Raw genomic sequence first — 24948 nt, 5'->3', positions numbered from 1 at the left:
TTTATTTATTGGTCAATAAATTTGTTGATCTGCAGGCTTGAGCCTTGGCGGAGCAGGAAAAACCGTGCAAGACGGGAGGCCATGAACAAGAGCATGATCGCAAAGCCGGACACAGGCACCGCGGACCCGGCCCGACGGCGACGGCGCCAGGCCGACCGGCGCGAGGAGTCGCGCGAACGCATTCTCGATGCCGCCGAAGCGCTCTTCGCCGAAGCCGGTCTGGAAGCTGTTTCAATGCGCCAGATCGCCACCGAGTCAGGCGTCGACACGGCTCTGATCCACTATTATTTCGGCACCAAGGCCGGTGTTATCGACGCTGTTCTTGAACGCCGCGCCGACATGGTGAATGCCCGCCGGACCGCATCGCTGGACGCCTATGCCCGCGAGCAGGCTGGACGGATGACCGGCCCCGGACTGGTGCGCGCCTATCTGGAACCGACCTTCAGCTTCATCCTCGACGGCACACCCGGCCATCGTCACTACGGCGCGCTGATCGCCCGCCTCAACAGCGCCCCGGTCCCCGCCGAGATCGGCCATGATTCCTCACCCTTCGATGCCGTAACCCAGCGTTTCGTGGAGTTGTTGCAGGAAGTCCGGCCGGACTGCGCGCTGGCCGACCTCTACTGGTTCTACCACATGATGTCCGGCGCCATCACACTGTCGCTGGCCCAGACCGGCCGCATCGACCACCTTTCCGGCGGGCTGTGCAACTCCGCCGATGCCGCAACCATCCTGGAGCGGATGTGCGAGGTCTTCGGCCAGGGGATCGAGGCCCTGCCTGCATCAATAGACAGGCCCTCCCCTTGAACGAAGTCGAGTCGGAGTGACGGCCCTTCCGGCTTGATCCGTCGGCAAAGACCAGGCTCGGACTGACCGGTCCCGGTGCGGCACCCGGAGTCGACAGGAAAAACAACCGCCGCGCCCTGAAGTTTGTGCCGCGTGGCAAGCGGCGTCTTCGCCGCGTTCTCAGTCCGCTCCGGGAAAATGTCGTGAACACGCGGCCAATAGGCGCTGCCAAAGACTCCTGCGCGCTCCGTACCAATCAGAGCGAAACGGCTTCACGGGCGCTCAAACCGCAGTCTGAGCCGAGGCGGCGTCCAGCGCACCCCGGACGAGTCTCGAATGTCGGTGAACTTTATCATGCCCTCCCCGCAGATCACGACCGGCCCATCATGATCAAGCGTCCAGACCTTGCCAGCGTCGCGGATCGCGAAATTCATCTCGCCCATCTCGATTGCATCGAGCACGGTAAGAACTTCGTCGCCACACCTGATCGCCGCCCCGCTATACGGGTGCCCCAACGCATAAACGCGGCGGACGATTTCCTCCGCGGGCATTGCCGGGTCGAGACCGAAGTCCAGCGAGTCGCGCCAAATACTGTGGATCGCACCCTCGTCGTTCTGCGGGACCGGCCTTATGGGCGCGCCCGCCGCGTCTGCAGCGAGGATCCGCCCGGCGAGGGCAGCCATTAATGCCGCCTGGCGGTTCAGCGCATCTGCAATCCTCATCGGATGGTCCACGTCGAACCCGTCCTGTAGAAGGACTGGCCCAGTATCAACACCCTGGTCCGGCCGCAGCGCTGTCACCCCAATCCGCGGCCGCCCCACAATCAATGCCGTCGCCGTCGGGGCGAAGCCGCGCAGATCGGGCAGAAGAGAGTCGTGAAAAACGACGACATCGTCTGTCGGCGCATTGATGAGATACTGCCAGCCAACAAAAAAGGTTCGGACGCCGGGCTCTACCGAAGGCCGGCGCTGCTCCGTCAACGCTACGGAATGCGCTTCGCAGAACGCAGCAATTTGGGAAAACGCTTCGGAGTAATCGTCTTTTTGAGCGTAGCTGAACACCCGAACAGGTGTTTGGCCCAACCGGTGCAGGTCCGTCAGGAAGGAAAGACCCTTCAGCCCCGCTGCGGCGACATGGAAGCGAGGATCACCGCTCATCGCGTCCAACAATATCTTCAACAAAAAAGTTCGGACGCCCTTTAGCCTCACGCATTGCCTGGCCGACATACACGCCGGTCACGCCAATCGCGGAAAGTATGAGGCCCGAGAACAACCAGACAGACACAATGATCGACGCCCAGCCCGGCACGGAAAACTCGCATACGAGCGCCACCGAAAAATAGCCGAGAGATACGAGTATCGACAAGCTTGCAACGACAAGCCCGACCCCGGCGATAATTCTCAGCGGCTGATCGGAGAACGACACGATGATGCTCATCGCCAGCGAAAATAGCTTCTTGAAATTATAGCTTGATTTGCCGTAGGCGCGCGCCTGGTGCTGAATATCGACGTCGGACTGCGTGAACCCGATCCACTGAATCGCCGCTGGGAAGTAGAGGTGGTTCTCATTCCACGACAGTAGCGCGTCTATGACCGAACGGTCGTAAACTCCGAAATTGGCAACCTCCGCCGAATGCCGAACACCGGTCAACGCGCTGAGCGTGGCATAGAAGGCCCAGGATACGAAGCGACGAAAAGGATTGTCCTGTCGCTGTTTACGTCTGGCACGCACCACGCGCGCGCCAGCCTCGGCTTCACGCAGCAGCCGCGGTATTTCCGAGGGCGGGTCCTGAAGGTCGCAGTCCATCACAACAACGCGGCGTCCCGATGTACGGCGCAGCCCCGCATAGATCGCGGCGTGCTGACCGAAGTTTCTCGAGAGACGCAGCGCGACAACTTCCCGATGAGCTTGAGCGAGCGATCTGGCCACATCCCACGACCCCTTGGGGCACCGATCATCGACGATAATGAGTTCGTAGCTCAGATTTTCTGCCTTCATCACGACATCGACCTGCTCGCGCAACTCGGGAAGCGACTGGGGGGAGCCGTATGCTGGCGTGACGATGGAAATATCAATTGACATGCATGCTCCTTAAACCAGACAAGCTCCCCTTGCTCGCAGCGTTCAAGGGCGAAGGGTAAATGCAAAACCGGCACCGGCTTATCCAAAGCGGCATCGTCACGCGAGCCGCCCGGTATATTATGGTTGGTGGCTCAGTCAATGCGGGTCTCTACGCACTGTATTTGATGCTGACGACCTGGGTTTTTCTCCCCCCCCTGGCCGCAACATCTGTCGTCTACGCGACCGGCGTCATTCTGACCTATCTGGGCAATGCGCTGTGGGCGTTTCAGCGTTCCAGATCACACCTGGACAGCGCCTGGCGCTATATCGCGGTATATTTTTTGGGATACCTGGTTCAGGCAGGTTCCCTCATCACCCTGACTGGACTGACGCCCGTCCCGCACCAGTTCGCTCAGCTGCTTGCAATGGCAGCCGCGGCGGCATCAATCTTTCTTCTGCTCAATTTCTGGGTCTTTGCCTCAACACAAACCCACACCGAGCAGGAATAGCGGCAAGGCGATTTGTTCAGAGGCCATCACCCCAAAGCCCCCCGAACGGCATCGATAGTCTTCTCGATTACCGCCTTCACACCGTAGTATACCGGGAGGCGCACCAGACGTTCGCTGAGCTGATCGGTCTGCAGCATCTGCCCGTGAACACGTCCGAACTTCCGGCCCGCAGGCGCCGAATGAAGCGGTACGTAGTGGAAGGGCGTCATGACACCGGCCTTCTTCATCGCGTCGATGAAGGCCGTCCGCTCCTCCATGCTGTCCAGCAACATATAAAACATATGGCCGTTGGACTTGCAGTGCGACGGCACCACGGGCAGACGGACGCGACCTTGCTGTTCAAGATCGGTGAAGGCCTCTCGATAGGCGTCACAAACGTCGAGACGATATCGCGTTATCGCCTCGGCCTGCTCCAACTGCGCATAGAGAAATGCCGCCACAAGCTCGCCGGGAAGGTAGGACGACCCCAGATCCACCCAGGTGTATTTGTCGATAGTGCCGCGGAAAAACTGGCTCCTGTTGGTCCCTTTTTCCCTCAGTATCTCTGCGCGGTGAAAAGCGGGCTCGTCTCGCAGGATCAACGCGCCGCCCTCACCTGACAACACGTTCTTTGTTTCATGAAAACTGAACGCCGCTGCATCAGAAAGCGTCCCAGCCTGCCGCCCGTGATACGTCGAGAACAGCGCCTGAGCAGCATCCTCGATCACAAACAGACCGTGACGCTCTGCAATCTCGTTGATCGTGTCCATCTCCGCCACCACCCCGGCGTAATGAACCGCAATAATGGCCTTCGTCTTGTCAGTGATGGCGCCTTCGACCAGGCTCTCATCGATATTCAGTGTGTCCTCACGAACATCCACAAACACCGGCACAGCCCCCCGCAAGGCTACGGCATTCGCTGTCGACACAAAGGTATAGGACGGCAGGATCACCTCGTCGCCCGGCTCGAGCTCCGCCAGCAGACAAGCCATTTCCAGCGCGCCGGTACATGAATGCGTGAGCAGCGCCCGTCCGCCTATTTGGCTGGAAAACCACGCATGGCATTTCTTTGTGAAGGGGCCATCCCCCGAGAGATGCCCTTGTTCAAGCACCTCCTTGAGATACTCCTCCTCACGCCCAACAGTGTTCGGAACATTGAATCGAATAGTGCTCACGTCATTCCTCTCCGGCCGACTGCGCCACGGGGCCAAAGTCAAAACCTTGTCAAACACGCGCCTTGTCTGCCCTGAAAAGGCTCGTTTCCGCACACATCAAAGACCCGTCCACAATCCTGCCCAGGCAATCCTGGGCTCAACTTAGATGTCCGGCGACTTGCAAGAGCCGGCAAAAGCGGGAGCCGCGCCTGTTGTGCGGGCCTGGTCTTGATCGAAACGGCGTACCGAGACGCTGACCAGGCCATACCTTCACACCCCGTCGCCCGCCGTACCCGCCTCGCCCTGCGCAAGGCCAAGGCGTTTTGCTCCACCGGTTTGCTCCAGCAAACCCCGCCACCATGCCTCATTATCAAGATACCAATTCACTGTATCAGGAAGCCCTTGCTCGAATGTGCGCCGCGGCCGCCATCCGAGTTCCTTTTCGATCAAACCGAAATCGATCGCATAGCGGAAATCATGGCCTGGCCGGTCGGCGACAAAGCTGATCAGGTCGGCATGCGGCGCTGCGTCGGGGTAGCGGGCATCCAGTGCAGCACAGATTGCGTGCACGACCTGCAGATTTGTCCGCTCGGCCTCTCCGCCAACATTATAGCTCTTTCCTGGGCGGCCCTTCAGCGCGACCAGAACGAGCGCCTCCGCGTGGTCGTCCACGTGAAGCCAGTCGCGGATGTTCTCGCCTTTGCCGTAGACGGGAAGCTGCAGACCATCGCGCGCCTTCGCGATTATCACCGGGATCAGTTTCTCGGGATATTGCCAAGGGCCATAGTTATTCGAGCAGTTCGACAAGACCACAGGCAGCCCGAAAGTCTCCCCCCAGGCACGCACCAGATGGTCAGAGGCGGCTTTCGACGCCGAGTATGGAGAACGCGGATCATAACGTGTGGTCTCGGTAAACGCGGGATCTCCCAACGAGAGCGAGCCGAAAACCTCGTCTGTCGAGATATGGTGGAAGCGGAACCGGTCTCGGGCTTCCCCCGCGAGACTCTCCAGATGCGCGCGCGCGCCCTGTAGCATGTTGAAAGTGCCGACAATATTGGTCTGGATGAAGTCGCCCGGCCCATCTATCGACCGGTCGACATGGCTTTCAGCAGCGAGGTGCATGACCAGGTCAGGCTTGTGAGCCTCAAAGACCGAGCGAACGCGATCGGTATCGCGGATATCCCCCTTCTCAAGACAATAACGCCCGCTTCCGGCGCAGTCCTCTACCGCTTCGGGCAGCGCTGCGTAGGTCATTGCATCAAGCACGACGACCTCGTGCTCAGTGCTCCGGATCAGCCGGCGCACAACTGCCGAGCCGATAAAGCCCAGACCACCGGTGACAAGAATTTTCATGGGGTCCCCCGGGAAACCAGACTACCGCGCCCGGCTGGGCAATACTGACGGCTGTGTTGCCCCACCCTGCGCGTTTTCATTGCTTTATCACGGCCAATTAGACCATTGCACTTTCGATGACCAGCCTACTCGCCGCTACAAGCCGCAACTGAATGCGATTTGGTGAGGCTCAAGCCCGCGATCGATCAACAAGGCTTCAAGAGCTTCACGTCCACTGCCCTGACCGAGCTGACGCGCACCGAAGTGTCCCGCCTCATAGAGCACCCATGGCGCATCGAGGTCCTCTCCCTGTGTCGAAAGCAAGTGAGTCAGCTCCGTCCCGTCTCCGTTCGGGCCGAAGAAGCTCACAATGCGGATGGGCCGCTCCTCCGTGAACCCCCCAGGACCATACGCCCAGAAACTCTCCCAAGGGGAGAAAGGGTCAGCGCATTGTTTTCTTTGTCCCGCATAGCCCACAACATTGTTGTCGGACGTGACAAACCGCAGGTAGCCCAGCGCCGGCCCCCTATGCGGGTAGAGATACGGAAAATTGCTCTCCGCAACAAGAATGAGCTGATCCTGGGGCCGGATATCAACGCCCGCCCGGATTGGCCCGACCGCTCCATAATGCAAATAGTCCGAGACCAGTTTGGTCCTTCTCGAAACCGTGTCGATGTGCTGCTCGATATGCGACGCCTTCTGAAACCCCAGAAGAAGCATGCCCACCAGAACCAGGCCGGCTGTAAACGAGAAACTCCCGGACGTCGGTTCGCGACCTGTCAGCGGCCAGGTTATTCGGCCAATGAACGCACTGGCGACATGGAAAAGAACTCCGGCAAAGCAGGCCAATCCGACCACCGGAATAAAGCTGTACCGGTTCGGAAAACCGCTACGCCCGACCGAGTAAATAACAATCGGGACGATATACAGCGCCGCAGCAAAGCCGACGACGGCGACCAACCAGTAGGCCTTGTGGCGGATCGATATGTATAGCGAGGCCAACCCGGCCATCCCGACAGCAAGCAGAAGCACCAACGCGCTGAACTCTCCACCTGGCAACACCGTGTCGATGGGCGCCGTGATGTTGGAAAACACGGCATTCCAGGGATCAGAAGCCCATTGAGCCCGACCAAGCGATGCCTGCTCACGGACGACCTTGACCGTCGCCGCAATCACGGACGCGAGGATCAGCGCACTTTTCAGGAGCGATTTAGGTCGAATGAAGAGCGCAGCCCAGAATATGGCCGGCGCAAGGAGTGCGCTGGAAAACATGCCGTCAGAAATACTGATCGCGATCAGCAAGGACGCAACAACTGTTGCAATCCAGCTGTCAGCCTTGCGCGAGAACGACAAGACCAGAACGCAGGCAAAGCAGAAGATCGCGTCGAAAACCACATAACTTAGATTGATGCCGACGAAGACTTCCCATTGACCGGCAAGCAAAAGCGGCAGGCCTGCACCGAGTGCTGCGGCACCGGAGGTGAGCATAAAGCCGCGCCTGAGAGCAAGATACGCAATCAGGAAGAGCGGTACACCACCCACAGCGATCAGAACCAGCCGCGCCACAAACGGCGAGACGTTCGCCATGATCTGCGCAAGGAAGTTGTCGACAATCAGGTGGCGGGTAACCGTCGCCCCGCCCCGCATCATCATGTGATTGTTGATCGCATGAAAGTAGGAGGTGACGTCATCATGCCAGAGCAGATAGAGCCCGGACACATAGTTCGCGTTGGCCACAAATATTATCAAAGAAACGATACCAAGCAGCCCCCAGTCCTCGCGCGTCAACGAGTCCGCATTGCTGTCATCCGCCGCGCCGAACGCGGCGAGACCGGAACCGCCCCGAAAGCCCTTTAACCACTGCATCTTAACTGCCCATCACCAAGTCGCGCCCCTCAGAAAGATGTAAAGCCTGTCCGTCTAGCGACGGCAAACTTCGCCATGCGACGTGTCTAGCCGGATTTACCCTGCTTTTGCCAGCTCCATCATTGCTCCCCGATTGGACAGCGCCTCGATTGCATGCTGACTGGTTGTCGCTTCCAAAGGCTGATCGGCGGTATGAGCCTGTCGCTTGGAAGCACTCCCCCGAAACAGCAAGGAGCGGGTCCGGCCGGACCCGCTCCCTTCTTTGACGCTTTGCTCAATTATCGTCCGGCGCTAAGCGGGACGAGGAGATTGCTCCGCGTGGAGTTGGCCTCGAACTCCCCGCCTCCGATGACGGACGCGCTGACTTCCGAACCGAACATCGCACGAGCGGCGAAGAACGGTCCGAACCGGTTCCACCGGGACCGCGCCGCCTCACCCGCCCCTCAAGACTGGCGTTCGTGCCATGACCTGCGTGGTGCCTATGGCAAAGTCCGGAGCCTGTCTCTCACCGCGCCGTCCGGTTACCGCAGGCGTACACGCCTTGCGGTGACCGGTATCTTGAACGCTCGACACCCGACACAATGAAGCGATCAGCCTGCTGTGGCCTTCAGGGCCTCAGAGAACACATCCAGACCCTCGTCGAGTTGTTCCATGGGGATCGTCAGCGGTGCCAGGAAGCGGATGACATTTCCCCGCACACCGCAGGACAACAGGAGCAGGCCGCGTTTTCGGGCTTCGGCCACCAGCGCTGCGGTTCTCGCGGCATCCGGCGCACCCGCATCACCATCCACGACGAGCTCCACCGCCGTCATCGCGCCCAGCGTCCGGACTTCGCCGACACCTCGGTCTGACTGACGCAGGGCCTCGCAGTGACGTACGATCTTGTCGCCGATCTCGATCGCGCGCTGACACAGGCTTTCGCGTTCGATTGTCTCCAACACGGCCAGGCCGGCAGCACACCCCAGCGGCGAACCGCCATAGGTCCCGCCCAGCCCTCCGGGGCCGGCGGCATCCATGATCGCCGCCTTGCCGATGACGCCGGAAATCGGAAAGCCGCCGGCCATCGCCTTGGCGACCGTCATGAGATCCGGCTCGATGCCGGCTTGCTCCACGGCGAACATCGCCCCGGTGCGCGCGAAACCGGTCTGGATTTCATCGGCGATCAGGAGGATGCCGTGCGTGTCGCAGAGGCTACGCAGGGCCTGCATGAAGGCCGGCGATGCCGCATAGAAACCGCCCTCGCCCTGCACCGGCTCGATGATGATGGCCGCGACCCGCGAGGCTTCGATGTCGGACTTGAAGAGGCGCGCGATCGCATCCAGCGAGGCGGCTTCGGAAATGCCCAGATAAGGAGCCGGGAAAGGCACGTGGTAGATGTCTGACGGGAAGGGGCCGAAACCGGTCTTGTAAGGCACGACCTTTCCGGTCAGCGCCATGCCCATCATCGTGCGGCCGTGAAAACCGCCGGAGAAGGCGATCACGCCGGGCCGCCCCGTTGCTGCACGCGCAATCTTGATCGCGTTCTCGACTGCCTCGGCACCCGTGGTCAGGAAGATGGTCTTCTTCGGCGTGTCGCCGGGGGCCAGCGCATTGAGCTTTTCGGCCAGCGCCACATAGGGCTCATACGGCGTCACCTGGGCGCAGACATGGGAGAAATTGTCCAGCTGGGCCGCCACGGCGGCCTTGATGGCCGGGTGATTATGCCCGGTATTGGTCACCGCAATGCCGGCCGCAAAATCGATATAGCGGCGGCCTTCCGCGTCCCAGATTTCGGCATTGCTGGCGCGTGTCGCGAAGACCGGGTGCATCATGCCGAGACCGCGCGGAATGGCGGCTTCACGGCGTTTCCAGAGCGTTTCGTTGTTCATGCGTGTGTGCCGCCGGATTAAGCCGACAGGCCTCCCATCAAGGTGTATTTCATATCCAGATAGTCATCGAGGCCATGGCGCGACCCCTCGCGGCCAAAGCCGGATTGCTTGACGCCGCCGAACGGCGCGGCGGCCGAGGACAGGATGCCCTCATTGACACCGACCATGCCGTAGTCGAGCGCATCGCTGACCCGCCAGGCTCGGCCCAGATCGCGGGTATACAGATAAGCGGCCAGGCCATATTCGGTGTCATTGGCCATGGCGATGACGTCAGCCTCGTCATCAAAGCCGATCAGCGGCGCCACCGGACCGAAGATCTCCTCCTGCATCACGGACATGTCCGGCGTCACGCCATCCACCACGGTTGGCGCATAGAAGAGATCCCCGGCGGCATGCTTGGCTCCGCCTGTCACCAACCGCCCGCCCTTGGCCAGTACATCCGCGACCAGACGTTCGGTCTTGGCAAAGGCGGCCTCGCTGATCAGCGGACCGATCTCCACACCCGCCTCGTCACCGCGGCCGACCTTGAGCGCCCTCACCCGCTCCGCCAGACGTTCGGCAAAGGCTGGCCGGATGGCATTGTGGACGAAGATCCGGTTGGCACAGACGCAGGTCTGACCGGCATTGCGGAACTTGGACGCCATCAGCCCTTCGATTGCAGCGTCCAGATCGGCATCATCGAACACAATGAAGGGCGCATTTCCGCCCAGCTCCATCGACAGGCGTTTTACCGTCGGCGCGCACTGGGCAATGAGCTTGCGGCCCACCGCGGTCGACCCTGTGAATGAGAGCTTGCGAACCGTTGCGCCGGTCGTCAGCACACCGCCGATCGCCGCCGCATCGGTACCGGTGACAACATTGAAAACGCCCGCCGGAACGCCGGCGTCCACGCTCAGCCGGGCGGCAAACAGCGCCGACAGCGGTGTTTCCGCCGCCGGTTTGGCGACCAGCGTGCAGCCAGCCGCCAGCGCCGCCGCGGCCTTGCGCATCAGCATGGCATTGGGAAAATTCCACGGCGTGATCGCTGCACACACGCCAACCGGCTTGCGGGTCACAAGGATGCGCTTGCTTTCGGAGGGGGCGGGAATGATTTCGCCATAGACCCGGCGGGCTTCCTCGGCGAACCAGTCCAGATAGGAGGCGCCGTAGAGTATTTCGCCGCGCGCCTCGGCCAGCGGCTTGCCGTTTTCAAGGGACAGCACCAGCGCGAGGTCGTCCGCCTGTTCCACCATCAGGTCGCGCCAGTGCCGCAAGCGGGCCGCCCGCTGGTCCGCCGGAAGGGCGGACCAGGCCGCAAGCGCCGCGGCGGCGGCATCGATCGCGGTCTGTGTTTCCGCCTCGCCGCAATCGGCGACCGACGCGATCACACGTCCGGTGGCGGGATCGTACACATCGAAACGACGTGCCGTAGCCGCGTCACACCATTTTCCATCAATGAAGGCCTGCGTCGGCCAGTCCGGGCCCACATCCAGCATGGAACTATCCCCTGTCACTGCTATGGGGCCAGATTGTCGGCTTGCACACCCGCACGATAGGGCCAGTTATGCGCGATCCGTCGAACCAGTTTCCAGGTCCTGCTCGCTTGCCTGTCCACGCGCCTCATCGAGGCGCCGTGCCGGCCAGAGCATGAAGACCAGGCTGAGGAACAGACCAAGGATGGCGACGTTGACCAGCATGCCAAAGCCCGCCCCGCCCCCGAGAATGCTCCCCGCAATCATCGGCCCGGACGCCAGTCCCATTTTCGAGATGAAGCCGGCGAAGGCTGAGGCCCGCCCTGCGGCATCGAACTCGGCCGTCATACCGAACAGGTAGGCGATAACAAAACCCCAGGTAATGCCGGTACCGCAATTGGCGATCATATAGGCGGCCGGATGACCGCTGAAATGGAACAGCGCCGTGCCGGCAAAGGTCAGCAGCATGGACGCCCCCAGCAACCAGAACCGGCCAAAACGCAGACCGCACACCATCACCAGGAGGGGCCCCGCCAACGCGACCCAGGTCGCCAGACCCAGCGCGGTCGACACGTAGGACCGGTCCAAGCCGTAGTCGATGCCCAGGCGGATGATATAGGCGAGCAAGCCCATATTGGCCGCCTGGAACAGGAAGATCGCCACATAGGTCAGCGCGAGCGGCGGCCAGTCGATGCGGCTGCCCGCCTGCTTGTCAGTCTCGCGCGGCGGGTATTCAGCCAGGAAAGGCAGCATCACGAGCGTTGCGACGCTGAACAGCGCCAGGGCGATAAACAAGGCCTGCGTTCCGAAGACCGGTGCCAGCGGCGGCAGGACCATCACGGCAAGCCCGCCCAGGCCGAACTGCACGAAAAGCAACATGCCGAAGGTCCGGTCCGGATTGGCGGTGCGGGCAATAACGGCGAAGGCCGTACCGGTGAGCACGCCCCCGACAACCCCATGGGCAAGGCGCACCGGCAACAGCACCTCGAAACTGGCAATCCAGATCGAGGCTATGTCCACGGCAATCAGGATGACAAGACATATCCAGGCCATACGCCGCCACGGCCAGCGCTTCACCAGGAATACGGCCGCCAGAGCCCCGATGGCCGCACCGTAGATATTCGCCGACCCGATTTGACCGGCCTGCTCGTCAGACAGGCCAAGACCACTGACGAGACCGTCGACGATGGCGGCCATGATGTTGACGTAAAACAAGCCCGCCGTTGCCAGGAAGGCCAGCATGACCGCCGCAATCAGCCCGTCGGGCGCGGCCGTCAGATGCGGGAAGGGCATGCGCGGCGTCTGGCTGTGAGCGGTCATCTTGCGTCCTCGCAATAGGGTTGGATGGCATGGGATGCGACGGCTGCGCGCCGCCAGGCGAACTCGCGGCCGTCGCTGACATAGGCATAGACATGACCATTGGGGATCAGTGCGAGGGTTATGCCGCCATAGCCGGACAGCGCCGGGATCCACACGTCCGACGCGCAGCCCAGCGCCGGACCGGCATTCCAGGCCCAAAATCCGTTCTGATAACGTTGGACATCACTTCCGGCGGTCAGGCCCCGGTCGGCCGGATCACGCTGCAGCGCCGCGGCCAGCATAGCCGGATCGGCCCATGCATCCCCCGCGACCTGACCACCCTCCTGCAGGAAGCGGCCCAGCCGCATCATGTCGTCTAGCGTGAGGGTCAGCCCCCAGCCGCTGACCGGTTGGCGGGTTGCGTCATAGCTTCTCCGCGTGCTGTCCATCAGCGGCGACAAGCCCAAGGATCGCCACAGCGGCACCAGAAGGTCGTCGTAGAAGTCGGCATCTTCCCGGCCGCTCTGCACGCTCCAGTAATTCTGCATCGCCGCACCCAGAACATAGGTGTCAGTGGTGTGGTAGACCCAGCGCTCTCCCGGTTCGGCCTGACGCGGATGTTGGCGGCAGGCCAGATCGATGCGTTCCGCATGAGTCGAACGGGACATGAATTCCCATAGCTCCGGCGCCCCTTCATCAGCATCAAAGTCCGCCGACGTGTACAGCCCGGTGGCCATATCCAAAGCGTGCTCGAAAGTGACGCCGGCCCAGCGCTCCGCGTCACACGCATCGACATGATCCGAGATCAGCGCCGAGCGGGCGCCAGGGTAGAGCCGTTCCAGGCGCATCAACGCGAGACCAGCCACGACAGATTTAGCGAGCGAATAGGACGGCAGCGCCAAATCTTCACAATAGGGATCCAGCCCGAACCGCGTGTCACAGCCGCCAGCATAAACCGTGTCATCGATGAGCACGCCGAACACGCTCATCGCATCCGGTGAAACTTCGAGCGGCGAACCGAATTCGGCTTGATCATCTGGAACGAAATTGGCGGACAGTTGCGCAATATCGCGGCGCTCCAGGCGCACATCACCACGCGGCAGATCGGCCGGCATGTCCATCTGTTCGACCGCGACATCCAGACGGGTCCAAAGGTCGAACTGGAAATAGGCACACGTCTCGGCGCCCATCTGCAAGACGCCTTGCGTCTCTCCAGAGACCGTGTCTGCACTGACCGCGAGCCAGCCCGTGTGGATGCAATTGGCATTGCGCTCCTGCAGGGCGACCGGGAAACGCGCCTCCCAACCTTCAGGCTCCAGCCACACGCGCCCTGGCTGGACCACCCACTCCCAGTGTTCGCTACTGCCCGGGCGGGGCCCCCTTTGCAGCGGCAAGGCGCGCCCGCCCTGGCTGACCCAATCCAGCTGCAGCGCCGGAATGGCGGCAATGCCGGGCTCGGCGCCGTAGTCGAACTCGTCATGGACAATCCGGTAGCCATCCGGTGCGTCCCGGCCCGCCACGTGGATACGGGCGGCGATCGCCATTCGGGGTGGCTCTGCGTCAGCCGGAGCTGCAAAGGCTTGCGACGCCAGAGGTGCCGTCAGCGCGCCGGCGTCTTCGGGAATCCCCGGAGCCAGGCCGGTCAGCGGCCGGGACCAGCTGACTTGAAGGTTATCAGCCCAGCACGTGTCATTGCTGGCATTGCCATCGACGCGGAGACGAACCGCGATCCACGGGCGGCCGGCAGCGTCGGCAACCTCCGCCGCAACACGATGCAGGCTGACAGCATCGTCCAGGCCATCGCCGATCTGGCCCATCAACGTCCAGGTCTGTCCATCAAGCGAGGCTTCAAGGCGACAGGCGTCCGACCCTTCCAGATCATCGGCGGCAAAGCTCACAGCCACGCGTACCTGCATGGCGTCTTCCGGCAATGCGACAACCGTCGCCGCCCAGGCATCGCGCTGAAGCCGCAAGGAATGGTTGCCAGCGTATGCCGTCAGGCGGATATCGCCCCGTCCGGGGTCGCCTCGCCACCGCTCGCCCAAGCCTGACTCGAAGTCCTCTTCGAAGCCAGACTGGGCCCAGACCGGCTGCCCCAGCAAGGCGACCACCGCGAAACAAAGTACCAACAGCCTCATGAGTCACCCAATTGGCGGGCCAGCGGAGCGAGCTCTTTTGCGTATCGCCGCCACAGCCCGACCGAACTGCTGTAGAGCGGCTGGCGGACCTGCGCCGCGCTGTGTGTAGCGGACGGGCTGGCATTGCGATGGAAGTCGAGACAGGCCGGCTCGAAGGCCACCCCGACGGCCTCCAGGAGGCGGCGGGTCTCGCCCTCCTGATCGGCGATGATGTCCTCGTACCGCACATCGTGGATGCGGCCCGGCATCACGGCGTGCCAGTGCGCCATCAAGCGGTCCTTGGCCTGCATGTAGGCGGCCAGATCGGCGAAATCGTAGGAATAGGGATACCCCATCCGGAACAGCGCCTTGTACAGCGAATAGGCATTGTCCATCGGGTCGCGGTGGACATGGATGATGCGGGCGCCGGGAAGGGCCGCCGCAATCAGCCCGATATAGAGGAAGTTCGCCGGTGCCTTGTCGATGAAGAAACGGGCATTGCCCCGCCGTCCGGCAAGACGTGCGAGATAGGCCTGTCCCAAAACCGCCGGGTCCAGCGACGCGGCGGCATCGACCAACTGCGCCTTTCCGCCAGCCTGCCGGCACAGCCCGGTCAGGGCGAGCGGAAAGTCATTGAGTTCACCCAGGCTCTCGATATCGCTGTGTGCGCTGAGGATACGATCCGTCAGCGTGCTGCCGCTGCGCGGCAAGCCCAGGATGAAGATCGGACCTTCTGTTTCAACACCTGTCCCGGCCCCATCCAGCCAGGTCCGGTCGAACCGTTTTGCAAGCGCTTCCATGATCGCGACGTCGCCACGAACATCGTAACGCATCATGGCGCGCCGGGCGTCCGCCCCGGCCTTCAGGGCTTCGAAACTTTCGGCGTCTCGGCCGAGATCCTCCAGCTCCTTGGCAAGCGCAAAATTCAACTGCACCGGCGCCAGCGCGGTGCGATGCGGCGCCCGCAGCATGCGGCGCAATTCATCGACATGATTGCGGGCGGGTGTCTGCTTTCGCACAGTCGAGCGATTGTAGTACGCGTCGTAATCGTGCGGAGCGCGCTGGATAGCGGTGTCGAAAGCCTGCTCGGCCTCGTCCAGCCGGCCCACGGCAATGAGGTGTGTGGCCCGCGCATAGTAGAGCTCTGCGGCGGACGGTTTCAGCGCCAGCGCCTCGTCGAGGCAGTCCAGCGCCGCATCCGGATCACCGCACTGGCCCAGCCCCTCTCCGATCCGGGCCAGCCAGTTGGCATCCGCGTGTGCATCGGTCTGCATCGCCCGGAAGGCGGCCGCGGCCGCCTTCACCTGCCCGAGATGGACAAGGGCTTCGGCATCCATCAGCCGTGCCAGGGGAGAGGCCGGGTCCAGCTGCAGCGCCGCCCCCAGCGCCTCGCGCATTCCGGCATGATCGCCGGCCATCTGAAGGCAGCGGGCCAGCGCCAGCCAGCCATCGATAAAGTCGGGAAAATCAGCCGTCAGCGCCCGCGCTTCGGGCAGGCCCGCATCCAACCGGCGGGCCCGCAGGGCTTGGTCGATCCGGGCGAGCCGGGCTTTCGGGTCAGCGGAAGAAATGGCGGCATCCATCTTCAGAAGTCGGGGCGGGGCGGTCCGGCCGGACCGCCCCGATCCTATCCGATCAGAAGGTATAGCGCAGGGTCGCGCCCAAGGTTCGCGGCAAGGCAATCATTTCCTTGTTGCCGTTGCCGAAATAGCCCTCGCCCGGAGCCGTGCCCATATAGGCTTCGGTAAACACGCCGGTGACGCCTTCCTCATTGGTGATGTTCTTGACCCACAGCGACAGGTCCAGATTTTCGCGCGACAGCGTGGTGGTCAGATTCCAGATTGAGAACCCGTCCAGCGGCACGTTGAAGGTCGGCGAGGTCGACACCGCATTGCGCGTCTCCGACTGGTAATAGCCATCGAGGCGGGTGAAGGAGACCCAATCCCCGAGGCTTCGGGTGTAGTCGAAGGACCAGTTGAGCTGATGCTCTGGCGTGCCGGGCAGCATCGCGCCTTCCAGCGCGATCGGCAGAGCCGGTGCCGGCCGGTCGGGCGCGTGGAAATCGGCGCTCAGCTCGGCATCGATATAGGCGTAGCCGAGCGCATAGTGCCAAGCATCCCCCACAAAGCCCTCCAGCGAGGCCTCCAGACCGTAGGTGCGGGCCGCATCGCCATTCTGCACGGCGAAGAAGCCCCAATTCGTGGTCGAGGTGTTGAATTGCGGGTCCGACCAGTCGACGTAGAACAGGCTGACATCATAGATGAAATCGCCATGATCCCCCTTCACCCCGATCTCGTAGTTGATCACGGAGTCCGATGAATACATCTGCCAGCGCGGGTCCTCGGCATAATAGCCGGAAAGCGGAACCGCATTGGCGCCACCCCGGCGGTAGCCTTCGGAGATGGTGGCATAGAGCATGTCCAGCTCACTGAAGCGCCAGGAGCCGTTCAGCTTGAACAGGATGTCGTCCTCGGAGGTTTCGAAATTGGCGTTCACATCCGGGAAAAGGCCGGTCCACAAGGGCAACGCCATGAAGGTGTCGTTCTCGGACTCATTGTCGAAATAGCGGCCGCCGAAGGTGATATCGAGATCGTCAGTGGCATGCCAGGTCAGTTCGCCGAACAGGGCTGTTTCGGTGAAATGCTCGGTCTGGCGATAATCCCAGTCCTGGTCGCCGCTGACTGCACCGGCCGCTCCCGGAAGCAGGGTATCCCACCAGTTCTTGAAACCGACCAGATAGCTCTGCTGGGTCATCTCGCGTTGCTGGCTGCGATAGAAAGCCCCCACGACATAGTCGAAATTGCCACCATCATCCGACACCAGGCGCAATTCCTGGATCACGGCTTCGTCGGCATAGGAGCGCACAGCCTGAGCCATCGGGCGCGGGTAGTTATAATAGAAGCCCAACCAGCCGGCCTGGGCGTAGAAGCCGGTGTTTTCGCTGATGCTGTCGCCGGAATGGTCGTAGTGCGAGGTCGAGGAGGTCAGGGTCGCAAAGCCCAGATCCACTTCGGCCTCCAGCGAGGTCATGTTGATGTCGCGGCTGGACGGCTCCAGCTGGATCGAGCCGTTCTCATACTCGTCATAGGCATTGCCAAAGCCGTCAAAGCCAACGGTTTGCTGCCGGCGGCCGCCGACTTCGTCAGACTGGCGCGCATGCACGATACGGATCGACGCATTGTCCGTCGGTTCCAGCAGGAGCGTGGCCCGACCCATCCAGGTGTCGAACGTGTCTGCATCTTCTTCGACACGATACGAAGCAGCCGGGTCCAGCACGCCATTCGGCGCGACCGGAACGCCATTCGCGTCGAGTTCGTAGAGATTCACATAGTCGGTGATGCCCGGATAATCACCGAAACTGCCCACAAGACGCAGCGCCGCGCGCTCTCCCAGAGGGATATTGAGCACTGCATCGGCGGCAACACCAAAATCGTCCGACCCGTTGACGTGTGACAGCGAGCCGGTGACCGAGCCGCCAAACTCACCCAGTTCCGGGTCTCGCGTGATATAGCGGATCGTGCCACCCAGGGCGCCGGAGCCGTAAAGCGTGCCCTGCGGTCCGCGAAGCACTTCCACACGCTCCAGATCCCGCAGTGCGAAATTGGCGAAGATCGGTGTGTCATTAACATAGGTCGAGACCGAGGCGACCGACGAGACGGCGTAGTCGCCGAGTGCATTGCCGTCGACTGCAAGCCCCCGGATCCGCGCCGCATTCATCGTGCCGGAATTGCGTGCACCGCGGTCCACCACGGCCACCCCCGGGATGGAGCGCAGCAATTCCGCCTCATCCAGTATTTGCCCAGCCTCGATCGCAGCTCCGCCGACTGCGGAGATATTGTAGGGGACGTCGGACACGGTTTCCTCGCGACGCGTCGCCGTCACCGTAATCACATCCCGCCCTGTAGAGTTTTCCTGGGCGAGCGCTGCGCTGCCCAGTCCGGCGGTTGCGAGCGCTGTTCCGCCCATCAGCAGGGCCATCAGCCCGCCTTGTGTCGAGATTTTCATATCTGTCTTGCCCATGATGCTCCTCCGGCCCGAGCCGGTCCCCTTTTGTTTCCGCGGCCCTGTCCGGCCGCCCGTCACTAGTCGATGATCGTCAGCCTGGGCTTGCGATCTCCTCCCGCGTCCACCGCGTTTTCGGGTGGGTTATTGCGTTGCTTTTTCGGCATTTCGAGCGGCCCCATCGCCTGCATTCCCTGGCGCCGGGCGCTCGCGGTCTCGTGCAACGGGAAGCTGACATCGCTGTCGCGGAAGCTCTTGAGCACCTGGCCCAGCCCTTGCCAGCCCCGATCCCGCATGCGGCTGACCTGGTCGAGATCAAGATCGAGGGCGATAACTTCGCGGCCGGCGCCGGTTTCGCAGATCACATCGCCGCCTGGGCCATATACGGCCGACCGGCCCACGCCGAGATCGCCCGCCATGTTGATGTCGACGAAATAGCATTGGTTGATCGCGGCGTTGGCCCGCGCGATCGACAGTTCGACATCGCGATCAATCGTGTTGGTCATGGTCGGCAGGAGGATGACTTCAGCCCCCATGCCGGCCAGCGTCCGGATCATTTCCGGGAACCACATGTCATAGCAGATGGCGATACCGACCCGGCCCGCACCGGGGATGTCGAACACGACATAGTCGCGGCCCGGCTCAACCCCCGCCTCGTAGGGCAGAAACGGGAACATCTTGTCGTAGCGGGCCACGACCTCGCCAGACGGATTGAAGACCGGGGTTGTATTGAAGATCGCGTCGCCACGGCGCTCATAAAGGGAACCCGGCACCAGCCAGAGACCTGTCTCCACAGCGAGCGCAGCCAAACGTTGTTCGGTCTCACCGCCCGCAGGCTCGGCGCGATCCAGGCTGACCCCGTGAACAGCAAGCTCTCCGATCACAACCAGATCGAGCCAGGGGAACCGCTTCGCCACGGCGCGCACTTCGCGCTCCACCAGTTCCAGATTGCCTGTCGAACCAGCGGCCAGTTGCAGAGCAGCGACTCCGAGTGATGCCATGAATCTGTTTCCTCCCGCGGCCTCCCGCAAGCAGGCCCTATTTATTCAGTGACGGGAGCATGACAGTCGGGTCGGGCCGCGGTTAGAACCAGTTGATCGCGCGATATAGGGCCAGATTAGGCACAAAACTCGCCCTGATGAGGCCAGGTCACACTGTTGAGGACGCTGATGCCAGTACGGCTTTATCGACGACATGCCCTGCCTGATCGAGCCAAAGCAGAAGATCGCCCTCGATCGCCACGGAGAACCCGAGCACTTCGCCGAAGGCCCAGTTTCGCCACTGGCGCACCCATTGGTCTCCGTCCACCCACCAACGGCCTGCATCGCGATCTTCTCCGGCATAGCCGGCCTGGCCGGTCATGCGGCCGTCCGGATGCAGCTCGATCGTGCAGGGATCGCCGTAGACCGTCTTGTAGAGCAGGGTCGCTCCGGCGAGGCGGTCGTGCAGGTCCACACCGGCGAGCACGTGGAAGGATGGATGATCGTCAGACCCCGCTTCGGCCAGAGCCCGCATCGCCATAGACAGCTCCGCAATACCCTTGCGGATCGCCGGCGCGGCCAGCGATGTGACGCCCAGCCGGAACATGGTTTGTGCCTTGGGAGTCTCGGCAAACCAGTGGTCGGCTGGTTCGATCAGAATGCCACGGGCTTCCGCTGCACGGATCACTGCCTGTGCATCCATGCCTTCGGGGCCGCGGACCCAGTAGGAGGTTCCCCCTTCTACCGGTGCGACGGCTATGGACAAGGGGCGGTAGTGGTTCAGCGCATCGCGCAAGGCGATCAGCCGCTCAGCGCAAACCCGGGTCAGGCGCCGCATCATGGCATCGTAGTGCCCAAGCGACAGGAAAAAGGCTGCCGCGCGCTGATTGTTGGGGGACGGCCGGCGCGTCGTCAGGTCGCGCAGCCGGCGGGCCTCGGCGATGATCTCTGGCGCTGCCACCATATAGCCAAGCCGCACGCCCGGTGCGAGCACCTTGGAGAGAGACGCGACGTAGACCACACGCTCTCCGCCGTCGAGACTGCGCAGCGCCGGAACCGCGCTGCCCAGATAATTCATCTCGCACTCGAAGTCGTCTTCCAGGACCATAAAGTCCCGGGCTTCAGCCATGTCCAGCAAGGCCCTGCGACGATCCTGGGACAAGGTCACGCCGGTCGGACGCTGACGGCTCGCGGATACGCAAACGAGTTCGCAGCCTTCGAGCCTCGAATCGACGAGAATTCCCTTGTCATCCACGGGTTGGTGGACCAACTCCGCTTCTCGCATGGCCAGCAAGGCGCGCAGCTCCGGAAGGCCGGGCTCCTCCACTGCGACACGGCTTGCCTTGTTGACCAGCAACTGGGCGGCCAGGAACAACGCCTGTTGTTCTCCAACCGTGATCAGCAGCTCGTCCGGTCGCGCCGTAATTCCGCGTCTCGGCAGCAACTTGGTCCGGATCTCTTCGACAAGCGCCGGATCATCGACCTCGCCATTGTCCAGGGACCACTGATCCACCTCCGAAGCTGCCAGGGCCAGCCGGCTGGCTTCGCGCCATTCGGCGATGGGAAACAGCGAGCGATCATACCGGCCTTCAATGAAGGGATAGCGGAATTTCTGCCAGTCAGGCGGACATTGAAACCCGGGTGAACCGCCCGTCTGCTTTGGCAAGCGTCGCGCGATCGCGCTGGAAAGGGCTGGCGTCCGCGTCTTGTTCGGCTGTGAAGGGGCGACCAAGCGACGGGCCTGGGCGGCCTCCGGCACATATAATCCGGATCGCTCACGCGCTTCGATATGGCCTTCCGCGATCAGCTGCTGATAGGCCAGGAAAACTGTGTTGCGCGACACATCCAGCTCGCTCGCGAGCTTGCGGGACGAAGGCAACCGCTTTCCGGGCGGAAACACCTCCGCGTAGATCGCTTCGATCACCCGCCGCCGGATCTGCTCCTGCATCGACATCTGGCTTCGCTTGTCGATCCGGAAGAGCGGAGCAAGTGATTGGGAGTGTTTGGCCACGGCGCGTCCGGTCCATCCAAGATCGCCCTCATCTCACAAGAGAACCTTCTGGCCAGCAAGCCTGTTCCTGCATCCGGCAGTCGCGGCGCGGCATTGCCGGCCATCGAAGCACGGGTTGACGTGCCGATCGCGACGATCTGGGACAGGGGTTGCCAGACTCACGCGGCCGCGTCTGCCCGACGATGCGGCTGGTCGTTTCCCGCCCATGCGCAGATGCGGCTACGAGCCGGTTTCCGTCGTTTCGAACGCCAGGCGCTCGATATGCCCCCAACCGCGACTGCCAATGAGGAAATCGATGGTTCCGGCAAAGCGCCACAGATTGCTGAGCTGCCGATAGCCGAAATTCTCGATCGCCGCCGCGAACAGCAATTGCGCGATCGCCTTCAGCGAGGCCGTGCGCCGCAACTCGATCTCCTGCAACAGGATGGCGGAGGCCGACAGGAAGAAGCCGAAACTGCACACCAGGGCGAACAGGGCTGCAAACCAGCTCCAGGAAATATGACCGGTCACAGCGAGCATCAGCGCCAGCGCATAGCCCAGCACTTCCAGCGTCGGACCGACCACATCGATGATGATCATGCTGCCCAGGCCCAGGGTTCCGGGAACCCCGTAATCGGGCCGCAGCGCCGCATCGCGATGCCGCCACAGCGTTTCCAGCGCACCCCGCTGCCAGCGGCGGCGCTGGCCGGCGAGGTCGGACAGGCGCTCCGGAACCTGGGTCCAGCAGACCGGTTCGGGGATGAAACGCACCGCGGCCGGCCAGTCATTGTCACGCCCGGCCCGGTGCAGGCGCACGATCAGTTCTGCATCCTCCCCCACCGTGCGCGGATCATAGCCGCCGACCTCGACCACGCGGCTGCGGTCGAACATGCCGAAGGCGCCGGAGACGATCATCAGCGCGCCCAGCTCGCTCAACGCGAAACGCGCCACCAGGAAGGCCCGGAGATACTCCAGAGACTGGATCAGCGGCAGGAAACGCCGCGGCAACGCCGCCTTTTCCACAGCGCCGTCCCGCAGGCGGCACCCATTGGCGACCCGCACCGTGCCGGCAACCGCGGCCGTGTCCGGATTGTCCAGAAACGGCTGGCTGGTGCGGATCAGCGCATCCGCCTCGAGCAGGGAATCGGCGTCGATCGCACAGAACAGCTCGCCGGAGGCGTAGGCAATGCCGGCATTGAGCGCGTCGGCTTTGCCGCCATTCTCCTTGTCGATCACCCAGAGCGGGATCGCGCCGGCACCCTGATAGACACCGCGAACGCGGCCGAACGCCAGACGGTCGGAACAATCCCGCTCGGCGGGCTTGAGGTCAAAGGCCTTGATCAACCGCTGCAGCGTGGCGTCGCTCGACCCGTCATTGATGACGATAACCTCGTAGTTGAAATAGTTCTGCCGCAGCAGGGCCCGGGTGCAGTCGACCACGGTCTCCGCCTCATTGTAGGCAGGCGCGAGGATGCTGACCCGGGGGGCGTTGCGGCCGATCAGCCGCACCATGCGGTTGGCGTTCGGCTCCAGCTCGCGGCGCAGCAGGGTGATCGCGGCGATCGCGATCAGCACCGCATAGAGCACGTCCTGGAAAACGGCGCTGCCGATGATGAGAAAAGTGACGGGAAAGGTGATGTCGGGCCAGGTGAAAATCGTGCTGATCAGATCCATTGGACCACTCCCGATTGCGAAGCTTGCGGCGGCTGCTCGGCAAGCTGGGTGAAGGCGCGGCGGGCAGCATCGCGCACCCGCCAGGACGGATCATCGACCATTTCGGCGATCCGGTCGGTTGCGCCGGAGGCGCGTAAATCGGCAAGGCCGGCCAGCGCCAAACAACGGCATTCCGGGTCAACATCTCGAAGCGCTACGAGCAGGGTCGAGATCGCGTCGGGGTGGCCGAGCGAGACCAGGGCCCGCAGCGCCTTGCGCCGGTCTGGCAGGTCAATCGAACGTGCCAGGACATTGAGTTGGGGAATCGACAGGTTCAGCCCGCCATCACCGCCGGGGATCCGCAGCCTGGCTGGCTGGTGACTGCTCGGAGAGAGCTTCCCGTACTTGTCCGCCAGCTGACCGAGGGCCTCACCTTCGGTCCCGGCCAGAATCTCCGCCAAGCGCGCGGATGTATGCGCCCAGGCGCGGGCCGACCGGCGGCTTTTCACACGCGGCAGGGGCGCGCCTGAAGCCACGTGGTCGAGCAGGCAGGCCGTCCGGTAGGCGTCGCGGCTGGCCCGCACGGGCTCGCGCCAAGCCTGGAAGACAACGACCACGGCGGCGCTGGCGATCAGCATGATCCCGAACGCCCCGAAAACGGCGGCTGCCATCCAGATTGCTTCGACCGTTGTCATGATACTGGCCTCAAAATCTCTGCCGCAGGGACAGCGTCAGCTGCGTGCGCGCATAACTGTCCTGGCGGTCTTCATGGGTGAGCGTTCCACCGACCTCGCGGCCGGCACCGAAACGGCGGCGCAGACCGGCCTCGAAGCCGCGCGTGCGCGCCACACGGCCGGCATCGACCTCGGGCGCCCAGCTGATGCCGCCGCGGATCCGCCAATTCTCGCCGAGTGCAGTGTCGGCACGCATCGCCAGACCGCCTTCCCAGCGCCCGCCGGCGCCGCGCACAAAGACCGGAGCCACGGAGAGCCAGGCGTCGCGAGCGCGGGTATAGTGAACCAGGCCGGGTGCCAGCACGGTGACGGCCCCCTCGCCATAATCGGCAATCCGCATGCTGAGATCGAAATCCGTACCGCCGGCCCCTTCGGCCGGACGCCAGGCCGGACGCGTCCAGGCCAAGCGCAGATCGACGTCTTCGCGAAAATCGCCGCCGAAAGCGCTGCCCAGCGCCAGGGAGCCGGTCCCGCCCGCAATCCGGTTCTGCAATCCGACCTGGAAATAGGTGTCTTGCATACCGAAGCGGCGGTCGTGTTCGACACGCCCCCAGACCAGGCGGCCGGCCTCATTCCGGTACCCCAGCTGAGCGGACGCGGCGGACCAGTCCCCCAGCGTCGTGCGCGACAGCGCGGAATAGCCTGCGGCAAGATCGGCCGTCCAGCCCGGCGCGGGCTGTGCAGACGCGGGTCCGCACAGACACGCCGTGGCCAACATGCCGGCCTGGATGCAAGAGCGCAGGCTCATGCCGCGACCTTCTGGCGGGACAGCGCCCCGGCAATGCGCGCGACCAGTTCGCGCGGCTGGATCGGCTTGACCAGGCAGTCATGCGCACCGCCTTCCAGGGCAGCAACCGTTTCGGACTCGCTGACATAGGGCAGCAACATCATCACCGGCACATCCGCCGTGGCCGCTTCGGCCTTCAGACGCGCCAACACTTCCAGTCCCCGCATGTCCGGCAGGACCATATCGACCAGGATCAGCTTGGGCCGGGCCCAATCGACCAAGTCGAGTGCCGAGCGGCCGTCGACGGCCGTCAGCACGGAATGGCCGTGCATGGTGAGACGGTGGCAGAGCAACGTGGTCATCAGCGGTTCGTTCTGGACGATCAGGATCGGTTTCATTGTTTTTCCTCCCGGAGGGATGGTTGAAGAAAAAGGGCGCCG

The 24948-nt window shown here is 62.9% G+C and carries 19 protein-coding genes; 2 read left to right on the top strand and 17 right to left on the bottom strand.

What is annotated here, in order from left to right; genetic code table 11:
- The first annotated feature begins 81 nt into the window (after nt 1-81).
- A complete protein-coding gene (locus ACXAJV_RS12000) occupies nt 82-807 on the top strand; it encodes a TetR/AcrR family transcriptional regulator (RefSeq protein WP_475085575.1) in 726 nt (241 codons plus the stop codon).
- Nucleotides 808-1058: 251 nt separating this feature from the next.
- Here the strand turns inward: ACXAJV_RS12000 and ACXAJV_RS11995 are convergent, their stop codons facing one another.
- Entirely contained in the window at nt 1059-1943 is an 885-nt protein-coding gene (locus ACXAJV_RS11995; RefSeq protein ID WP_475086000.1) for a formyltransferase family protein, read from the bottom strand.
- A complete protein-coding gene (locus ACXAJV_RS11990) occupies nt 1933-2868 on the bottom strand; it encodes a glycosyltransferase family 2 protein (RefSeq protein WP_475085573.1) in 936 nt (311 codons plus the stop codon). Before ACXAJV_RS11990 ends, ACXAJV_RS11995 begins: the two co-directional genes overlap by 11 nt.
- Before the next feature lie 59 nt (nt 2869-2927).
- Here ACXAJV_RS11990 and ACXAJV_RS11985 point away from each other — a divergent pair, with 59 nt between their 5' ends.
- Nucleotides 2928-3356: a GtrA family protein gene (locus ACXAJV_RS11985; protein WP_475085571.1), complete on the top strand. Its 429-nt coding sequence runs from the start codon at nt 2928-2930 to the stop codon at nt 3354-3356.
- 26 nt (nt 3357-3382) lie between these two features.
- Here the strand turns inward: ACXAJV_RS11985 and rffA are convergent, their stop codons facing one another.
- The 15 genes from rffA to ACXAJV_RS11910 form a co-directional block, all read right to left on the bottom strand.
- Nucleotides 3383-4510 (bottom strand): dTDP-4-amino-4,6-dideoxygalactose transaminase, encoded by a 1128-nt coding sequence (gene rffA / locus ACXAJV_RS11980; RefSeq protein WP_475085570.1) that lies wholly within the window; start codon nt 4508-4510, stop codon nt 3383-3385.
- 249 nt (nt 4511-4759) lie between these two features.
- The gene (rfbB, locus tag ACXAJV_RS11975; protein ID WP_475085568.1) at nt 4760-5842 is read right to left on the bottom strand and encodes a dTDP-glucose 4,6-dehydratase; all 1083 of its coding nucleotides are present in this window, start codon (nt 5840-5842) and stop codon (nt 4760-4762) included.
- Nucleotides 5843-5977: 135 nt separating this feature from the next.
- Nucleotides 5978-7687 carry a hypothetical protein gene (locus ACXAJV_RS11970; protein WP_475085567.1) on the bottom strand — a complete coding sequence of 570 codons (1710 nt, stop codon included), beginning with the start codon at nt 7685-7687 and terminating at the stop codon, nt 5978-5980.
- A 590-nt stretch (nt 7688-8277) separates the two neighbouring features.
- A complete protein-coding gene (gabT, locus tag ACXAJV_RS11965) occupies nt 8278-9555 on the bottom strand; it encodes a 4-aminobutyrate--2-oxoglutarate transaminase (RefSeq protein ID WP_475085565.1) in 1278 nt (425 codons plus the stop codon).
- Nucleotides 9556-9572: 17 nt separating this feature from the next.
- Nucleotides 9573-11030 (bottom strand): NAD-dependent succinate-semialdehyde dehydrogenase, encoded by a 1458-nt coding sequence (locus ACXAJV_RS11960; RefSeq protein ID WP_475085563.1) that lies wholly within the window; start codon nt 11028-11030, stop codon nt 9573-9575.
- Between the two features lie 66 nt (nt 11031-11096).
- Nucleotides 11097-12326, bottom strand: a complete 1230-nt coding sequence (locus ACXAJV_RS11955; RefSeq protein ID WP_475085561.1) for an MFS transporter — start codon at nt 12324-12326, stop codon at nt 11097-11099.
- Nucleotides 12323-14443, bottom strand: a complete 2121-nt coding sequence (locus ACXAJV_RS11950; protein ID WP_475085560.1) for a serine hydrolase — start codon at nt 14441-14443, stop codon at nt 12323-12325. The genes ACXAJV_RS11955 and ACXAJV_RS11950 overlap by 4 nt, the downstream gene beginning before the upstream one ends.
- Nucleotides 14440-16005: a sulfotransferase family protein gene (locus ACXAJV_RS11945; protein ID WP_475085559.1), complete on the bottom strand. Its 1566-nt coding sequence runs from the start codon at nt 16003-16005 to the stop codon at nt 14440-14442. The genes ACXAJV_RS11950 and ACXAJV_RS11945 overlap by 4 nt, the downstream gene beginning before the upstream one ends.
- Before the next feature lie 52 nt (nt 16006-16057).
- On the bottom strand, nt 16058-18442 hold the full coding sequence (locus ACXAJV_RS11940; RefSeq protein ID WP_475085557.1) for a TonB-dependent receptor: 2385 nt from the start codon (nt 18440-18442) through the stop codon (nt 16058-16060).
- A 62-nt stretch (nt 18443-18504) separates the two neighbouring features.
- The gene (locus tag ACXAJV_RS11935) at nt 18505-19425 is read right to left on the bottom strand and encodes a carbon-nitrogen hydrolase family protein (RefSeq protein WP_475085556.1); all 921 of its coding nucleotides are present in this window, start codon (nt 19423-19425) and stop codon (nt 18505-18507) included.
- A 148-nt stretch (nt 19426-19573) separates the two neighbouring features.
- On the bottom strand, nt 19574-21415 hold the full coding sequence (locus tag ACXAJV_RS11930) for an aminotransferase-like domain-containing protein (protein ID WP_475085555.1): 1842 nt from the start codon (nt 21413-21415) through the stop codon (nt 19574-19576).
- A gap of 219 nt (nt 21416-21634) precedes the next feature.
- On the bottom strand, nt 21635-23068 hold the full coding sequence (locus tag ACXAJV_RS11925; RefSeq protein ID WP_475085553.1) for a glycosyltransferase family 2 protein: 1434 nt from the start codon (nt 23066-23068) through the stop codon (nt 21635-21637).
- On the bottom strand, nt 23059-23742 hold the full coding sequence (locus ACXAJV_RS11920) for a HEAT repeat domain-containing protein (RefSeq protein ID WP_475085552.1): 684 nt from the start codon (nt 23740-23742) through the stop codon (nt 23059-23061). The genes ACXAJV_RS11925 and ACXAJV_RS11920 overlap by 10 nt, the downstream gene beginning before the upstream one ends.
- Before the next feature lie 10 nt (nt 23743-23752).
- On the bottom strand, nt 23753-24529 hold the full coding sequence (locus ACXAJV_RS11915) for a YaiO family outer membrane beta-barrel protein (protein WP_475085551.1): 777 nt from the start codon (nt 24527-24529) through the stop codon (nt 23753-23755).
- A complete protein-coding gene (locus ACXAJV_RS11910) occupies nt 24526-24906 on the bottom strand; it encodes a response regulator (protein ID WP_475085550.1) in 381 nt (126 codons plus the stop codon). The genes ACXAJV_RS11915 and ACXAJV_RS11910 overlap by 4 nt, the downstream gene beginning before the upstream one ends.
- Nucleotides 24907-24948: the final 42 nt, after the last annotated feature.

This window comes from Maricaulis sp. ABE4_448 (assembly GCF_056160825.1).
Note: the sequence above shows the minus strand (reverse complement) of the source record. Positions and strands in the feature narration are given on the sequence as shown.